The following is a 16,067-nucleotide window of genomic DNA, read 5'->3' on the forward strand; positions in this document are numbered from 1 at the left end:
CAATGATCGTGACTGCACGCGATCAGAGTTGGCCGAGCGTCTCTACCAGCCCTTCACCGCATCGCCTTTGTATAGCCGTTCAGCCGCCGCGGCGACCTCATCGCTCTGGTAGGCCTTCACCAGGTTTTTCACCTTCTCGCTGTCTTTGTTTTCGATACGGCTGGCAAAGATATTAACGTAAGGCGAATCTTTGCTTTCCACAAACAGGCCGTTGCGCGACGGCGACAGCCCAACCTGGCTGGAGAAAGTGGTATTGATGATCGCCATGGTTATCTGCTGGTCGTCCAGCGCGCGGGTCAGCTGCGGCGCTTCAATTTCGACGATTTTTAGCTTTTTCGGATTGTTGATAATATCCAGCGAAGTGGGCAGCAGACCCACGCCGTCCTTCAGCGTAATCAGCCCCTGTTTTTGTAACAACAGCAGAGAACGACCGAGGTTAGTTGGATCGTTGGGGACCGCCACCTGCGCGCCATCGGGCAGCTGAGCGACCGATGTGATTTTCTTTGAATAGGCCGCTATCGGATAAACGAAAGTGGTGCCAACCTGAACCAGCTTATAGCCGCGCTCCTGAATCTGTTTGTCCAGATAGGGCCTGTGCTGGAAAGCATTGGCATCCAGATCGCCGTTATTCAGCGCCTCGTTAGGCAGAACGAAATCATTAAACGTCACCACCTCAACGTCGAGGTTGTATTTCTCTTTCGCCACTTTTTGCGCCACCGCCCACACTTCCTGATCGACGCCCGCGCTAATGCCCACCTTGATGTGGTTGGGGTCCTCGCCAGGTTTGCAGGCGGCCAGCAGCAGTGAACTTGCGACAATCAGCGGTACCGCGATTTTTTTTAACGTGAAAACCATATTCCCAGGGTCCTTTTAAAAATTGCCTGCCATTCATTGCAGGAAAATCAGCGCCAGAGACTATAGAAAATCTCACGGGCGAAATTAAATACTGATTGACTATGATTAATAGCGTTTTGCTATGAGCGATTTGGTCATTCCTCTATTTGACAGGGTAATCCTCCCTCCTCTCAACGTTTTCCCCTGGATTGTTCGGTATTTTTCTCCCCTTTAAACCATTTATCGTTCTGATGTACAATGACGCGCACTTTAACTAAAAAAAGAGTGCGACCATGATTGATTTAACTTTGCCATTAACCGACATCCATCGCCACCTCGATGGCAATATCCGGGCCCAAACTATTCTCGATCTTGGCCGTCAGTTTAATCTCGCACTCCCGGCAGACACCCTCGATACTTTACGTCCTCATGTGCAGGTCACCAGCAATGAGCCCAACCTGGTCAGCTTCCTCGCTAAGCTCGACTGGGGGGTAAAAGTGCTGGCCTCGCTGGAGGCCTGCCGCCGCGTCGCCTATGAAAACCTCGAAGATGCCGCGCGCAACGGCCTGCACTACGTCGAACTGCGTTTCTCTCCACGCTATATGGCGATGACTCACCAGTTGCCCGTTGCCGGCGTTGTCGAGGCGGTGATCGCCGGAGTGAAAGAAGGCAGCCGCGACTTTAACGTCGAAGCCCGCCTGATCGGCATCCTGAGCCGCACCTTCGGCGAGGCGGCCTGTGAGGAAGAGCTTGAGGCTCTGCTCGCCCACCGCGACGGCATCACCGCCCTCGACCTCGCCGGGGATGAGCTGGGCTTCCCGGGAAACCTGTTTATGGATCACTTCCGCCGCGCGCGCGATGCCGGCTGGCGCATCACCGTTCATGCGGGCGAAGCCGCTGGCCCGGAAAGCATCTGGCAGGCGATTCGCGAACTGGGTGCCGAGCGTATCGGCCACGGCGTGAAGGCGGTGCAGGATCCGGCGCTAATGGATTATCTCGCCGCGCAGCGAATCGGTATTGAGTCCTGTCTGACATCCAATATTCAGACCAGTACCGTGTCATCCCTGGCCGAGCATCCGTTGAAAACGTTCCTCGAACACGGCGTGCTGGCCTGTATCAACACCGACGACCCCGCCGTTCAGGGCGTCGATATTATCCACGAATACACCTTCGCCGCCCCGGCTGCCGGCTTAAGCCGGGAGCAAATTCGCCAGGCGCAGAAAAATGGTCTGGAGCTCGCCTTTTTAAGCGCCCAGGAGAAAGCGGCGCTGATTCAGCGCGTACAGCAGGCTTGATGTTTACCCCCGCGGCAACGCGGGGTTCTGCTACCGCCTCGTTTCGTCAGGGCGATCTAATTCAGAGACAGCGTCGCCCGATGCCTGGCCGACTCCAGCCCCAGCTCAATCAGTTCCATTATCTGAATCGCCTGGCTTGCCGGGACCGGATTAACGCCGACCCCGTTAAGCGCATCGCGAATGGCGGCATAATAGGCCGGATAGTTGCCCGGTAGCGTCAGCCACGACGCTTCGGTTATTTCCTCGCCTTCGGCCCGCGTCAGCAGCCCGTCGCGCATATCGTATCCCCAGTCCTCCTGCGGCAGGCGCTCGCCGCTTTTCAGCCGTTCTTCCTGCGGATCAAGGCCGTATTTCACGTAGCTTCCGCGCGAGCCGTGGATGATAAAGCGCGCCGTTTCCGCGGCGGCCACCAGGGTTCCGTGTAATACCACCCGGCGCTGCGGCCAGGTTAATACCGCGTGAAAATAGTCAGTGGACTGCGAGCCCGGACGTAATTGCGCCAGATCGACCTGCATGCTAACCGGAAGTCCGAAGAGATTTACCACCTGGTCCAGCAGATGCGGGGCAAGATCGTACCAGATGCCGCTGCCCGGCCCGCCCTGCTCGCGCCAGCGTTGCCGCACCTGCGGTCGATAGCGGTCGAAATGTGACTCAAAATAGACCACTTCTCCCAGCAGCCCTTCATTAATCAACGATTTCACCGTCAGAAAATCGCTGTCCCAGCGGCGGTTGTGAAACACCGAAAGCAAGCGCCCCTCGCTTTTGGCAATCGCTTCAAGCTCGCGCGCCTGCGCTAGCGTCACGGTAAAAGGTTTATCCACCACCACATGCTTGCCCGCTTCCAGCGCGGCTTTGGCCAGCGGGAAATGGGTGTCGTTTGGGGTGGGGATCGCCACCAGGTCGATATTGGGATCGCTAAAGAGCGCTTGCGGCGCGGCCACCACCTGCACCGCAGGCCAGTCGGTCAGCACTTTCTTTTCATCGCTGCTCGACACCGCCGCCAGCGTCATCCCCGGCGTACCGCTGATGAGCGGCGCATGAAAGGTTTTGCTCGCATAGCCGTAACCGATTAATCCTACCCGGATAGCGTCACTCATTTTTCTGCCCTCTTAACGAGAAGATGGTGGCCGCGTTGATGCCGCGGCTTGCTCACTCTTTTAACCCGCAACGTTGCTCAGCTTTACGCCATTTGCGTCGCTAAGATCATGTAACACTTGCGTTACTTCAGTCGTTGAGTACCATTTCAGTCTGGTTTCACAATTTGCAGTAGTGTTATGGAAAACGTTTTTAACCGTATTGTAGAACTTATTGGCTGGATTGTTTTGGGCGTTTCGGCCCTGCTTTTAGTTATCGCTCATCATATTGATAACTACCAGTCCCCGCCTTCCGTTGATGTTGTTCAGACGAAGCCGCTGTCGAAATAAACAGTGACCCGCTTCGCAACTATGCAACCGGTTTCTGAAACCGGTTGCATAGTTGCACACGCATTGATTACACTCTCTTTATCAATCGATAAGGAGTTTTTTCATGTCCGGATTTCCGCAACACTTTTTATGGGGCGCCGCTACCGCAGCCTGGCAGGTTGAAGGCGGACACGATGCCGACGGCAAAGGCCCTTCTATCTGGGATACTTATTCCCATCTTCCTGGCACTACCTATCAGGGGACGACCGGTGACATCGCCGTTGACCACTACCATCGTTTTCGCGAAGACGTGGCGCTGATGGCGGAAATGGGTTTGCAAAGCTATCGCTTCTCTATTTCCTGGCCCCGCCTGTTGCCCACCGGCCGCGGCGAGGTGAATGAAGCAGGGGTGCAATTCTACAGCGACCTGATTGACGAGCTGCTGGCGCATAACATTGAACCGATGATCACCCTGTACCACTGGGATCTCCCCCAGGCGCTACAGGATGAAGGCGGCTGGGAGGCGCGCAGTACGGCGCAAGCCTTCGCTGAGTACGCGCGTCTTTGCTATCAACGCTTTGGCTCTCGCGTCAAACTGTGGGCCACCTTTAACGAGACGATCGTTTTTATTGGCCACGGTTATATTAACGGCATTCATCCCCCTGCGGTGCGGGACCCGGCGCGGGCCATTCAGGCCTGCCACCACGTCTTTATCGCCCATGCGCTGGCGGTTAAAGCGTTTCGTGAAATGGGCGTCGCGGGAGAGATAGGGTTTGTCAACGTGCTGCAGCCGCACACTGCATTAACCGACAGCGAAGCAGATAAGCAAGCGACGGAGATGGCGGACGCTATCCATACCCACTGGCTCTACGATCCGGTATTAAAAGGCGGCTATCCTGCGGAGCTGCTGCAGAAAACTCAGGCGCTGTGGGGCGTTCCGGCCTTTGAACCGGGTGACGATGCGCTGCTGCGTGACAACCGCTGTGATTTTATCGGCCTGAACTACTACCGTCGTGAAACCGTGTCGGCGCAGCCTCCTGAAGTCGCGACCGGCGGCGAGCCGGGAGTTGACGGACTCTTTTACTTCGTGCGCAACCCGCAAAGCACCTATACCGAATGGGGCTGGGAAATTTGGCCTCAGGGCTTAACCGACGGGATCATGATGATTAAAGCGCGCTACGGTGATATTCCGATCTATATCACCGAAAACGGGCTGGGGGCGGTAGACCCGATTATCAATGGCGAAATCGTCGACGACCCGCGAATTGACTACCTCAGCAGCCATATCACGGCGCTGGAAAAAGCGCTGGAGCTGGGTGCCGACGTGCGCGGTTACTACCCCTGGTCCTTTATTGATCTGCTGAGCTGGCTGAACGGTTATAAAAAACAGTACGGGTTCGTTTATGTCGATCACCAGCAAAATCTGGCGCGTAAACGGAAAAAGAGCTTTTTCTGGTATCAAAACGTTATTGCCAGCCGAGGCGAACAGCGTTAATCTTCTCTCCCAGGCGCCTTCCGGCGCCTGATTTAGTTCTGGAATACTCCTAAATTTCTTTTTACCAGGCCGGAAACATCGTCTGTTCTTGTCACAGGTATTTACAACCGAAATAACTCCATACAGTTTATCTTAAAAAGGAACTGCCGGTTGAGAACAGGTTTACTCAATATGGGTATATTCAACTTAATTTATTCCGATTATAAAATGGATACGCAAAATGACCGTTCAGGACTACTTATTAAAATTTCGTAAAATCAGTTCGCTGGAAAGTCTGGAAAAACTTTTTGATCACCTTAACTATTCTCTGACCGATAACGAAGAGATCGTCAACATGTATCGCGCGGCCGACCATCGCCGGGCGGAGCTGGTTTCCGGCGGCAAATTGTTCAACATCGGCGAAGTGCCCAAGTCCGTGTGGCGCTACGTGCAATAAAGACTGTCATCATTCACGCCAGTTGCTTATACTTCCGCCCTGCTTTTATTGATAACTGGCGTTGAATTTGGGAGTAATAATGTCCTCTGACTCTGTGGAACGTATTGGCGGATGGCTTTTGGCGCCGCTGGCATGGCTCCTGGTGGCCCTGCTTAGCGCCTCATTGTCGCTGCTGTTTTTTGCTAAGGCTTTGATGTCTTCCCAGACTTATACATTGTTGGGCAATATGAGTGCCGAACATCTCGCCCTGTGGATTGCTTCCTTAGCTTTTGCTATCGCCATGTGGTACTACACGCTGTGGTTGACCATCGCCTTTTTTAAGCGGCGGAAAGGGGTACCGAAACACTACATCATCTGGCTGCTGATCACGCTGCTGTTGGCGGTGAAAGCCTTTGCCTTTTCCCCGATTTCTGACGCGCTCGCGCTGCGCCAGCTGCTTTTCCCTCTTCTCGCCGCTGCGCTGCTTGCACCCTATTTCAGGCGTTCTGCTCGGGTTAAACGGACCTTTGTGAATCCGTAATAACCACACAGTTAACCTGTTGTCGCCGGTATCGATTTATTCGATAATAGACGGCTTTTTCTATTTCAGGTCGAATGATGGCTGATTATTTACTGCTCTTTGTTGGCACTGTCCTTGTTAACAACTTCGTGCTGGTGAAGTTTCTAGGACTGTGCCCGTTTATGGGGGTTTCCAAAAAGTTGGAAGCCGCTATGGGGATGGGGCTCGCCACCACCTTCGTGATGACGCTGGCCTCTATTTGCGCCTGGCTAATTGATACCTGGATCCTTATCCCACTGGATCTGGTCTATTTGCGCACGCTGGCCTTTATCCTGGTCATCGCCGTGGTGGTGCAGTTTACCGAGATGGTCGTGCGTAAAACCAGCCCGGCGCTGTATCGCCTGCTGGGAATTTTCCTGCCGCTGATCACCACCAACTGCGCGGTGCTCGGCGTGGCGCTGCTAAACATTAACCTTGGGCATAATTTCCTGCAATCGGCGCTGTACGGTTTTGCCGCCGCGGTCGGTTTTTCGCTGGTGATGGTGCTTTTCGCTTCTATTCGCGAGCGCCTGGTGGTCGCGGATGTGCCGGCGCCGTTTCGCGGTAACGCCATTGCGCTGGTCACCGCAGGTTTAATGTCTCTTGCCTTTATGGGCTTTAGTGGTTTGGTGAAGTTGTAATGAACGCTGTCTGGATAGCCGTGGTCGCCATTAGCCTGCTGGGGCTGATTTTCGGCTTAATTCTGGGGTACGCCTCCCGCCGCTTTGCGGTAGAAGATGACCCGGTGGTGGAAAAAATAGATGCCCTGCTTCCGCAGAGCCAGTGCGGCCAGTGCGGCTACCCCGGCTGTCGCCCCTACGCGGAAGCGGTCGGGACCCAGGGTGAGAAAATCAACTGCTGCGCCCCCGGCGGCGAAGCGGTAATGCTTAAAATCGCCGAGCTGTTGAACGTCGATCCGCAGCCGACAGACGGCGACGCGCAAGAAGCCGAACCTGCACGAATGCTGGCGACGATCGACGAAGCGAACTGCATCGGCTGCACAAAATGCATCCAGGCCTGCCCGGTCGACGCCATCATCGGCGCCACCCGCGCCATGCATACGGTGATGAGCGATCTCTGTACCGGCTGTAATCTCTGCGTCGCGCCTTGTCCAACGCAATGTATTGAACTGCGCCCGGTGGCGGCGACGACAGAAACCTGGAAATGGGATCTTCAGACCATCCCGGTACGCATTATTCCCGTGGAACAACATGTTTAAGTTATTTTCCGCTTTTCGCAAAGATAAAGTCTGGGACTTCAACGGCGGCATCCATCCGCCAGAGATGAAAATCCAGTCCAACGGTACCCCGCTGCGTCAGGTGTCGCTGCCGCAGCGTTTCGTCATCCCGCTAAAGCAGCATATCGGCGCGGAAGGTGAGCTGTGCGTGCAGCCGGGCGATCGCGTCCTGCGCGGCCAGCCGTTGACGCGCGGCTGGGGCCGAATGTTGCCGGTGCATGCCCCAACATCCGGGATCGTGGCGGCCATCGCCCCCCACTCTACCGCCCACCCTTCCGCGCTGGCGGAAATGAGCGTCATTATTGATGCCGATGGCGAAGACCGCTGGATTGAGCGCGATGGCTGGTACGATTATCAGAATAAATCCCGCGAAGCGCTGATTGAGCGTATTCACCAGTTTGGCGTGGCCGGACTGGGCGGCGCGGGTTTCCCGACCGGCGCCAAGCTGCGCGGCGGCGGCGACAAAATCGACACACTCATTATCAACGCCGCCGAGTGCGAGCCCTACATCACCGCCGATGACCGTCTGATGCAGGATTGCGCGGCGCAGATCGTTGAGGGTATTCGTATCCTTGCCCATATTCTGCAGCCGGGTCAGGTCCTGATCGGCATCGAGGATAATAAACCGCAGGCGATTTCGATGCTGCGCGCGGTATTAGCCGACACGCACGGTATTTCCCTGCGAGTGATCCCCACCAAATATCCCTCCGGCGGCGCGAAACAGCTCACGCAGATCCTCACCGGCAAGCAGGTGCCTCACGGCGGACGCTCCTCTGACATCGGCGTGCTGATGCAGAACGTCGGCACCGCCTATGCGGTGAAACGCGCGGTAATCGACGGCGAGCCGCTGACGGAGCGCGTCGTCACCCTGACCGGCGAAGCGGTCTCGCGTCCGGGTAACGTCTGGGCGCGCCTCGGCACCCCGGTCAGCCATTTGCTAAAGGATGCCGGTTTCTGCCCGAGCGCTGACCCGATGGTGATTATGGGCGGCCCGTTGATGGGATTCACCCTGCCGTGGCTCGACGTGCCGGTCGTGAAAATTACCAACTGCCTGCTGGCGCCGTCGGCGAGCGAAATGGGCGAGCCGGAAGAGGAAAAAGGCTGCATCCGCTGCAGCGCCTGTGCGGACGCCTGCCCGGCCGATCTTCTGCCGCAGCAGCTTTATTGGTTCAGCAAAGGCCAGCAGCACGACAAAGCCACCAGCCATAATCTCGCAGATTGCATTGAGTGCGGCGCCTGCGCCTGGGTTTGCCCAAGCAATATTCCGCTGGTGCAGTACTTCCGCCAGGAGAAAGCCGAGATCTCCGCGATCGCGCAAGAAGAGAAACGCGCCGCGGAGGCCAAAATTCGCTTTGAGGCGCGTCAGGCTCGCCTGGAGCGCGATAAAGCGGCGCGTCTGGAACGTCATAAGCAGGCCGCGGTCCAGCCTGCGGCGAAAGATCAGGACGCCATTAACGCCGCCCTTGCCCGGGTGCGTGAAAAACAGCGTGACGCGGCGCAGCCGATTATCGTGCTCTCCGGCGTCAAACCGGATAACAGCGAAGCCATTGCCGCCCGCGAAGCCCGCAAGGCCGAGGCGCGGGCGCGCAAAGCCGAACAGCAGACGGCTCCGGCGGTAGATGCCGCCGCCGATCCGCGCAAAGCCGCCGTTGAAGCCGCGATCGCCCGAGCGAAAGCGCGTAAAGCTGAACAGCAGACGGCTCCCGCGGTAGATGCCGCCGCCGGACAACCGGCAGCCGCCGATCCGCGCAAAGCCGCCGTTGAGGCCGCTATCGCCCGAGCGAAAGCGCGCAAAGCCGAACAGCAGACGGCTCCCGCGGTAGATGCCGCCGCCGAACAACCGGCAGCCGCCGATCCGCGCAGGGCCGCCGTTGAGGCCGCTATCGCCCGAGCGAAAGCGCGCAAAGCAGAACAACAGCAACAAGCAGTTCCCCCGTCGGCAGCCAATGACGACGCCCGCAAAGCGGCAGTCGCTGAAGCAATCGCCCGCGTTCAGGCCCGGAAAGCATCCCGGCAGGCAGTTAACGAGGATTAAATGGTTTTCAGAATCGCAAGTTCCCCTTATACCCACAATCAGCGCCAGACTTCGCGGATTATGCTGCTGGTGCTGCTCGCCGCGGTACCCGGCATCGTGGTGCAGACCTGGTTTTTCGGCTGGGGTACCGTGTTGCAGATTATCCTTGCCGCCCTCACAGCGTGGGGGGCCGAAGCGGCCATCCTTAGACTGCGCAAACAAAATATTCCCGCGATCCTCGCCGATAACTCAGCGCTGCTCACCGGCCTGCTGCTGGCCGTCAGTATCCCGCCTTTCGCCCCGTGGTGGATGGTCGTGTTGGGCACTGCGTTTGCGGTGATTATCGCCAAACAGCTGTACGGTGGACTGGGTCACAATCCTTTTAACCCGGCAATGATTGGCTACGTGGTGCTACTGATCTCTTTCCCGGTGCAGATGACCTCCTGGCTTCCGCCCCATGAAATAGCCGCCCATGTTCCAGGTTTTAGCGACGCGCTGCGGATGATTTTCACCGGCCATACGGCGACCGGTGGGGACATGAATAGCCTGCGAATTGGCATTGACGGTATCAGTCAGGCCACGCCGCTGGATACCTTTAAAACGTCGCTTCACGCCGGCCATCCGGTTGGCGAGATCCTGCAGTATCCAATCTACGGCGGCGAGCTCGCCGGTCTCGGCTGGCAGTGGGTGAACGTGGCCTGGCTCGCGGGCGGTCTGTTCCTGCTGTGGCAGAAGGCTATCCGCTGGCATATTCCGCTGAGCTTCCTGCTGAGCCTCGCCGTTTGCGCCACCCTGGGATGGCTGTTCTCCCCGGAAAGCCTCGCCTCGCCGCAGATGCATCTGCTTTCCGGCGCCACCATGCTCGGCGCCTTCTTTATCCTGACGGACCCGGTGACCGCCTCCACCACCAATCGCGGACGCCTGATCTTCGGCGCGCTGGCGGGATTACTGGTATGGTTGATTCGCAGCTTTGGCGGCTACCCGGATGGCGTGGCCTTTGCCGTCCTGCTGGCCAATATCACCGTTCCGTTGATCGATTACTACACGCGCCCGCGCGCGTACGGCCACCGCTGAGGACCCGAACATGTTACAAAGCATGCGCAAACACGGTATCACGCTGGCACTCTTCGCCGCAGGTTCTACCGGGCTGACGGCGGCGATTAACGAGCTGACCAAAAGTACCATTGAAGACCAGGCCGCCCAGCAGCAAAAAGCCCTATTCGACCAGGTGATGCCAGCCGCTCTCTACAATAACGATTTGCTGAAAAGCTGTTATCAGGTTAGCGCGCCGGAGCTGGGCAAGGGCCAGCACAAGGTATGGATCGCGCAGGACGGCGAGAAGCCGGTTGCTGCGGTGATGGAAGCTACCGCGCCGGACGGCTATTCCGGCGCCATTCAGCTGCTGGTAGCCGCCGATTTTAAAGGCACCGTGCTGGGTACCCGCGTTACCGAACATCATGAGACGCCGGGCCTGGGCGACAAAATCGAGCTCCGAATTTCCGACTGGATCACCCTCTTTGCCGGTAAAACGATCCATGGGCAAGACGACAGCCACTGGGCCGTGAAAAAAGACGGCGGCGATTTCGACCAGTTTACCGGGGCCACCATTACCCCTCGCGCGGTGGTCAACGCCGTCAAACGCGCGGGCCTGTACGCCCAAACGCTGCCCGCGCAGATTTCCGCATTCACTCCCTGTGGAGACTAGACCATGAGCGAAGTTAAAGACGTTATTGTTCAGGGGTTGTGGAAAAACAACTCCGCGCTGGTTCAGCTGCTGGGGATGTGTCCCCTGCTCGCCGTGACTTCTACCGCCACCAACGCTCTCGGTCTTGGGCTGGCGACGACGCTGGTTTTGACCCTGACGAACCTGACCATTTCCAGCCTGCGTCGCTGGACGCCGGCGGAAATCCGTATCCCGATTTACGTGATGATCATCGCGTCGGTAGTGAGCGTCGTGCAGATGCTGATTAACGCCTACGCGTTCGGCCTTTATCAGTCTCTGGGGATTTTTATCCCGCTGATCGTCACCAACTGTATCGTGGTTGGCCGCGCGGAAGCCTTTGCGGCGAAAAAAGGCCCGGCGCTCTCGGCGCTGGATGGATTCTCCATCGGGATGGGGGCGACATGCGCAATGTTTGTGCTCGGTTCGATGCGCGAAATCCTCGGCAACGGCACCCTGTTTGACGGTGCCGATAGCCTGCTCGGCGGCTGGGCTAAAGTTCTGCGCATTGAAGTATTCCATACCGATACGCCGTTCCTGCTGGCGATGCTGCCACCGGGCGCATTTATTGGCCTCGGCATGATGTTGGCGGTAAAATACCTCATCGATGAACGTAGCAAACAGCGCAAAGCCAAAGCGGCGCAAGCCGATCTCATTGCGCCGTCTGATGTGACGGGAAAAGCATAGGATGAATAAGAGTAAACGCCTGGAGATCCTCACCAGGCTCAGGGATAACGACCCGCACCCCACCACGGAGCTGCATTTTAACTCGCCGTTTGAACTGCTGATCGCCGTTCTGCTCTCGGCGCAGGCCACCGACGTCAGCGTCAACAAAGCCACGGCAAAACTCTATCCGGTCGCCAATACGCCAGCAGCCATGCTGGCGCTGGGCGTTGAGGGCGTGAAGGCGTATATCAAAACCATCGGTCTGTTTAACAGTAAAGCCGAAAACGTTATCAAGACCTGCCGGATCCTGCTTGAACAGCACAATGGCGAAGTTCCGGAAGATCGGGCGGCCCTTGAGGCGCTTCCCGGCGTGGGACGCAAAACGGCAAACGTGGTGCTGAATACCGCCTTCGGCTGGCCGACAATCGCCGTCGATACGCATATCTTCCGCGTTTGTAATCGAACACAATTTGCGCCCGGTAAAAACGTGGAACAGGTGGAAGAAAAGCTGTTAAAGGTGGTTCCGGCGGAATTTAAAGTCGACTGCCATCACTGGTTAATCCTGCATGGTCGTTATACGTGTATTGCCCGTAAACCGCGCTGCGGCTCCTGCCTGATAGAAGATCTTTGCGAGTATAAAGAGAAGGTCTATTCCTGACGACGCGCAGAGTCATTGTCCTCCCAAAGAGATGACTCTGCCTCCCCCGGCTTTATCGACATTCACGCCATGGTTTTGCCCCGGCTGCGGGTGATTATGCGGTTATATAATCATCATCCAGGGTATTCATTTTTTTTAGAGTCAAAATTTCTATACATTTGTGATCAGGATCACCTGGTCATTTTGTTGTTGGTTAATTGTTAACGTAATTGTACCCAAACCTGCTGATTCAAATACCCTCAACTTAAATACCAACACAATAACCCATCAATTTTTAGGATTATGGGCTATATCACTGGATGCAAGCGCACTCAGCAGAACATATCGCCATTATACGAAAAATTTTCCATTGCGGCAGATAAAAACGCTCCCATTCACCAAAGCTTGAAATTTAACTCTGAATAACATTTGTGTATGCGGTGTATTATTCCGCACAAAATATGTGTAACAGATTATTGCAAAGCTATTGCCTGAAGGGACAGGATAGTGAACATTACCTGCCGTTTTCCCTCCAGAATAACTATAAAGGCGGCGGTCTGAGAAGATTGCGCCCCGAGCACCCCCCGTTAATATGGGATGTAAAAAAAGAGGTATTTGTGTCGACTGCAAACAATAAACCAACAGAAAGCGTCAGCTTGAACGCTTTCAAACAACCACGATCGTTCTATCTCATCTTCTCGATTGAGCTATGGGAGCGTTTTGGTTTCTACGGCCTGCAAGGGATCATGGCCGTTTACCTGGTTAAACAGCTGGGTATGTCAGAAGCGGATTCTATCACCCTGTTCTCCTCCTTTAGCGCCCTGGTCTACGGCCTGGTGGCGATTGGCGGCTGGCTGGGCGACAAGGTGCTGGGCACCAAGCGCGTCATTATGCTCGGTGCCATTGTTCTGGCCATCGGCTATGGCCTGGTAGCGTGGTCCGGGCACGATGCGGGCATCGTCTATATAGGTATGGCGACGATTGCCGTCGGTAACGGCCTGTTTAAGGCTAACCCCTCTTCCCTGCTCTCAACCTGCTATGAAAAGAACGACCCGCGTCTGGACGGTGCATTTACCATGTACTATATGTCCATCAACATCGGTTCCTTCTTCTCTATGCTGGCCACGCCGTGGCTGGCGGCGAAGTTCGGCTGGAGCGTCGCTTTCGCCCTGAGCTTTGTCGGCCTGGTGATCACCATTGTCAACTTCACTTTCTGCCAGCGCTGGGTTAAACAGTACGGCTCGAAGCCTGACTTCGCCCCGCTGCAGGTAGGCAAGCTGCTGGCGACAATCGTTGGCGTGGTGGTTCTCATCGCGATTGCAACCTGGCTGCTGCACAACCAGGGTGTTGCACGTATGGCGCTGGGCGTGGTTGCGCTGGGTATTATCGTTATCTTCGCTAAAGAAGCCTTCGCGATGCAGGGCGCCGCGCGGCGCAAAATGATCGTCGCGTTCATCCTGATGCTGCAGGCGATTATCTTCTTTGTTCTGTACAGCCAGATGCCGACCTCCCTTAACTTCTTTGCGATTCGCAACGTTGAACACTCTCTGCTTGGCATCGCTTTCGAGCCTGAGCAGTACCAGGCGCTGAACCCATTCTGGATCATTATCGGTAGCCCGATTCTGGCCGCTATCTACAACAAAATGGGCGATACCCTGCCGATGCCGATGAAGTTTGCTATTGGTATGGTCCTCTGTTCCGGCGCCTTCCTCGTACTGCCGCTGGGCGCTAAGTTTGCCAGCGACGCGGGTATCGTGAACGTCAGTTGGCTGGTTATCAGCTACGGCCTGCAAAGTATCGGTGAACTGATGATCTCTGGCCTGGGTCTGGCGATGGTTGCGCAACTGGTTCCTCAGCGTCTGATGGGCTTCATCATGGGCAGCTGGTTCCTGACTACCGCTGGCGCCAACCTGATCGGCGGCTACGTCGCGAACATGATGGCGGTGCCGGATAACGTGACTGACCCGCTGATGTCGCTGGAAGTTTACGGTCGCGTATTCCTGCATATTGGTGTCGCCACCGGCATTATCGCCATCCTGATGCTGCTGACGGCGCCTAAGCTGAACCGCATGACCCAGGACGATGATAAAACGGCAAAAGCCCGCGATACCGCTACGGCCTAAGCTCCCCGGGAAAACCCATAAATTTAAACCGCTAACGCGCTGTTAGCGGTTTTTTTTTGCCCCTGGGCGGACTAACATACAGAAAACCGCAGCCACGAGGAGTTACCGATGAAACTGTTCTACAAATCCGGCGCTTGTTCTCTTGCTTCGCATATCGCGCTACGCGAGAGCGGCCTGGACTTCACCCTGCAGGGCGTTGACGTGATGAAAAAACGTCTCGAAAACGGGGATGATTATCTGCTGGTAAACCCGAAAGGTCAGGTGCCGGCGCTGCTGCTGGACGATGATGTGCTGCTGACGGAAGGTGTGGCCATTATGCAATATATCGCCGATCGCGTGCCGGATCGCCAGCTGCTGGCACCGGTGGGAAGCATCGCGCGCTATCAGACGCTGGAGTGGCTAAACTACGTGGCGACGGAACTGCATAAAGGTTTTACCCCGCTGTTTCGTCCTGATACGCCGGAGGATTACAAACCTGTCGCTCGCGCGCTGCTGGACAAAAAAATGCAGTACGTTAACGAATGCCTGGAAGATAAAGAGTGGATTAACGGGCACCGTTTCACTATCGCCGATGGCTACCTGTTCACCGTGCTGCGCTGGGCGTACGCCGTGAAGCTGGATATGGCAGGCTATAGCAATATTGCGGTCTGGATGAAGCGCGTTGCCGCGCGGCCTGCCGTAGCCGCCGCCCTCGAGGCTGAAGGGCTGAAGTAACGCCGATCCTTGCCCGACGCAGGTCGGGCAAGTTGTTCTCACGCCTCTTAAAGCTGCGTGGCGCTGAAGTAGTGCTCCGGCTGGGCAATACGATCCTGAGCCGCCACAACCTGTAGCTCATACTCCTGCATATTTTTTGTCGCCAGCATGATTTCATACACCGCGGCGGTGACGTGCTCCAGCGCATCGCGCAAACTCGCGCCCTGCAGCAGCTTAACCAGCAGCAGCCCGCTGGTGACATCGCCGACGCCCACCGGCTGGCGCATGCCAAAATCCACCAGCGGACGGCTGATGTGCCAGGCCTCTTGCCCGGTGACCAGCAGCATTTCAAAACGATCCATGCTCAGCCCGGCGCGTGAGAGATGCTTCACCAGCACCACTTCCGGCCCCTGAGCAATCAGCTCGCGGGCGGCCAAAACCGCTTCGTTAACGTTTGCCACCGGGTGCCCGCAGAGGATCTCCAGCTCAACCAGGTTTGGCGCAATAATATCGCTCGCCGGCAGCGCATAGCGCACGTGAAACTCCGCGACGCCAGGCGCCACGATGCAGCCCTTTTCAGGATGCCCCATCACCGGGTCACAGAAATATTTCGCGGCCGGATTGGCGCTTTTCACCTGACGCACGATGCCAAGAATATGTTCGCCCTGCTCCGCCGACCCCAGGTATCCGCTTAATACCGCGTCGCAGCGCTGCAGCTGGTTAATATCGGCTATCCCCTGCACAATCTCCGTTAAATGCGCCGGCGGCATGACGCAGCCGGTCCACTTTCCGTATTGGGTATGGTTGGAGAATTGTACGGTGTTAAGCGGCCAGACGTTGGCGCCAAGGCGGCGCATCGGAAATTCAGCGGCGCTGTTGCCCGCATGGCCAAACACAACGTGGGACTGGATGGCGAGGATATTCTTCATCTTGATTACCTGAGAGCAAAAAATAAGGGGCGCGGTTTCCCACGCCC

At 56.6% G+C, this 16,067-nt stretch carries 17 protein-coding genes; 14 read left to right on the forward strand and 3 right to left on the reverse strand.

All coding sequences use genetic code 11. The features are described 5' to 3' along the window. Positions 1–42: 42 nt before the first annotated feature. Complete coding sequence (gene metQ / locus BWI76_RS16320; protein ID WP_024357990.1) at positions 43–855, reverse strand: methionine ABC transporter substrate-binding lipoprotein MetQ; 813 nt, start codon at positions 853–855, stop codon at positions 43–45. Between the two features lie 272 nt (positions 856–1,127). On the opposite strand from metQ, the gene add reads away from it, so the two are divergent. Next, positions 1,128–2,129, forward strand: a complete 1,002-nt coding sequence (gene add, locus BWI76_RS16325) for an adenosine deaminase (protein ID WP_049103492.1) — start codon at positions 1,128–1,130, stop codon at positions 2,127–2,129. Between the two features lie 56 nt (positions 2,130–2,185). Here add and BWI76_RS16330 read toward each other — a convergent pair whose 3' ends face one another. Beyond that, positions 2,186–3,226 (reverse strand): oxidoreductase, encoded by a 1,041-nt coding sequence (locus tag BWI76_RS16330; protein ID WP_064371802.1) that lies wholly within the window; start codon positions 3,224–3,226, stop codon positions 2,186–2,188. Positions 3,227–3,403: 177 nt separating this feature from the next. Here BWI76_RS16330 and blr point away from each other — a divergent pair, with 177 nt between their 5' ends. The 13 genes from blr to gstA all read left to right on the forward strand — a co-directional run bounded on the left by blr (position 3,404) and on the right by gstA (position 15,112). Next, positions 3,404–3,553, forward strand: a complete 150-nt coding sequence (gene blr / locus BWI76_RS16335; protein WP_004119556.1) for a division septum protein Blr — start codon at positions 3,404–3,406, stop codon at positions 3,551–3,553. Between the two features lie 103 nt (positions 3,554–3,656). Beyond that, positions 3,657–5,027 (forward strand): GH1 family beta-glucosidase, encoded by a 1,371-nt coding sequence (locus BWI76_RS16340; protein ID WP_049085943.1) that lies wholly within the window; start codon positions 3,657–3,659, stop codon positions 5,025–5,027. 220 nt (positions 5,028–5,247) lie between these two features. After that, on the forward strand, positions 5,248–5,463 hold the full coding sequence (gene ydgT / locus BWI76_RS16345) for a transcription modulator YdgT (RefSeq protein WP_004134363.1): 216 nt from the start codon (positions 5,248–5,250) through the stop codon (positions 5,461–5,463). A 79-nt stretch (positions 5,464–5,542) separates the two neighbouring features. Further along, positions 5,543–5,983, forward strand: coding sequence for a DUF2569 domain-containing protein (locus BWI76_RS16350; RefSeq protein WP_024357986.1), 441 nt, complete (start codon positions 5,543–5,545; stop codon positions 5,981–5,983). 77 nt (positions 5,984–6,060) lie between these two features. After that, the gene (rsxA, locus tag BWI76_RS16355) at positions 6,061–6,642 is read left to right on the forward strand and encodes an electron transport complex subunit RsxA (protein WP_004102633.1); all 582 of its coding nucleotides are present in this window, start codon (positions 6,061–6,063) and stop codon (positions 6,640–6,642) included. Continuing rightward, entirely contained in the window at positions 6,642–7,220 is a 579-nt protein-coding gene (rsxB, locus tag BWI76_RS16360) for an electron transport complex subunit RsxB (RefSeq protein WP_024357985.1), read from the forward strand. The genes rsxA and rsxB overlap by 1 nt, the downstream gene beginning before the upstream one ends. Beyond that, a complete protein-coding gene (gene rsxC, locus BWI76_RS16365; RefSeq protein ID WP_064371803.1) occupies positions 7,213–9,273 on the forward strand; it encodes an electron transport complex subunit RsxC in 2,061 nt (686 codons plus the stop codon). Before rsxB ends, rsxC begins: the two co-directional genes overlap by 8 nt. After that, on the forward strand, positions 9,274–10,326 hold the full coding sequence (gene rsxD, locus BWI76_RS16370; protein ID WP_024357983.1) for an electron transport complex subunit RsxD: 1,053 nt from the start codon (positions 9,274–9,276) through the stop codon (positions 10,324–10,326). A gap of 10 nt (positions 10,327–10,336) precedes the next feature. Then, entirely contained in the window at positions 10,337–10,957 is a 621-nt protein-coding gene (gene rsxG, locus BWI76_RS16375) for an electron transport complex subunit RsxG (protein ID WP_004132321.1), read from the forward strand. Between the two features lie 3 nt (positions 10,958–10,960). Beyond that, positions 10,961–11,659: an electron transport complex subunit E gene (locus tag BWI76_RS16380; protein ID WP_004132319.1), complete on the forward strand. Its 699-nt coding sequence runs from the start codon at positions 10,961–10,963 to the stop codon at positions 11,657–11,659. A 1-nt stretch (position 11,660) separates the two neighbouring features. Next, a complete protein-coding gene (gene nth, locus BWI76_RS16385; RefSeq protein WP_004132317.1) occupies positions 11,661–12,296 on the forward strand; it encodes an endonuclease III in 636 nt (211 codons plus the stop codon). A 596-nt stretch (positions 12,297–12,892) separates the two neighbouring features. Beyond that, complete coding sequence (dtpA, locus tag BWI76_RS16390; RefSeq protein WP_024357981.1) at positions 12,893–14,398, forward strand: dipeptide/tripeptide permease DtpA; 1,506 nt, start codon at positions 12,893–12,895, stop codon at positions 14,396–14,398. A gap of 108 nt (positions 14,399–14,506) precedes the next feature. Further along, positions 14,507–15,112, forward strand: a complete 606-nt coding sequence (gstA, locus tag BWI76_RS16395) for a glutathione transferase GstA (RefSeq protein ID WP_004136813.1) — start codon at positions 14,507–14,509, stop codon at positions 15,110–15,112. A gap of 47 nt (positions 15,113–15,159) precedes the next feature. Here the strand turns inward: gstA and pdxY are convergent, their stop codons facing one another. Next, on the reverse strand, positions 15,160–16,020 hold the full coding sequence (gene pdxY / locus BWI76_RS16400) for a pyridoxal kinase PdxY (RefSeq protein ID WP_004136812.1): 861 nt from the start codon (positions 16,018–16,020) through the stop codon (positions 15,160–15,162). Positions 16,021–16,067 lie beyond the last annotated feature (47 nt).

The sequence above is a fragment of the Klebsiella sp. M5al genome, from assembly GCF_002090195.1.
Lineage (GTDB): Bacteria > Pseudomonadota > Gammaproteobacteria > Enterobacterales > Enterobacteriaceae > Klebsiella > Klebsiella grimontii.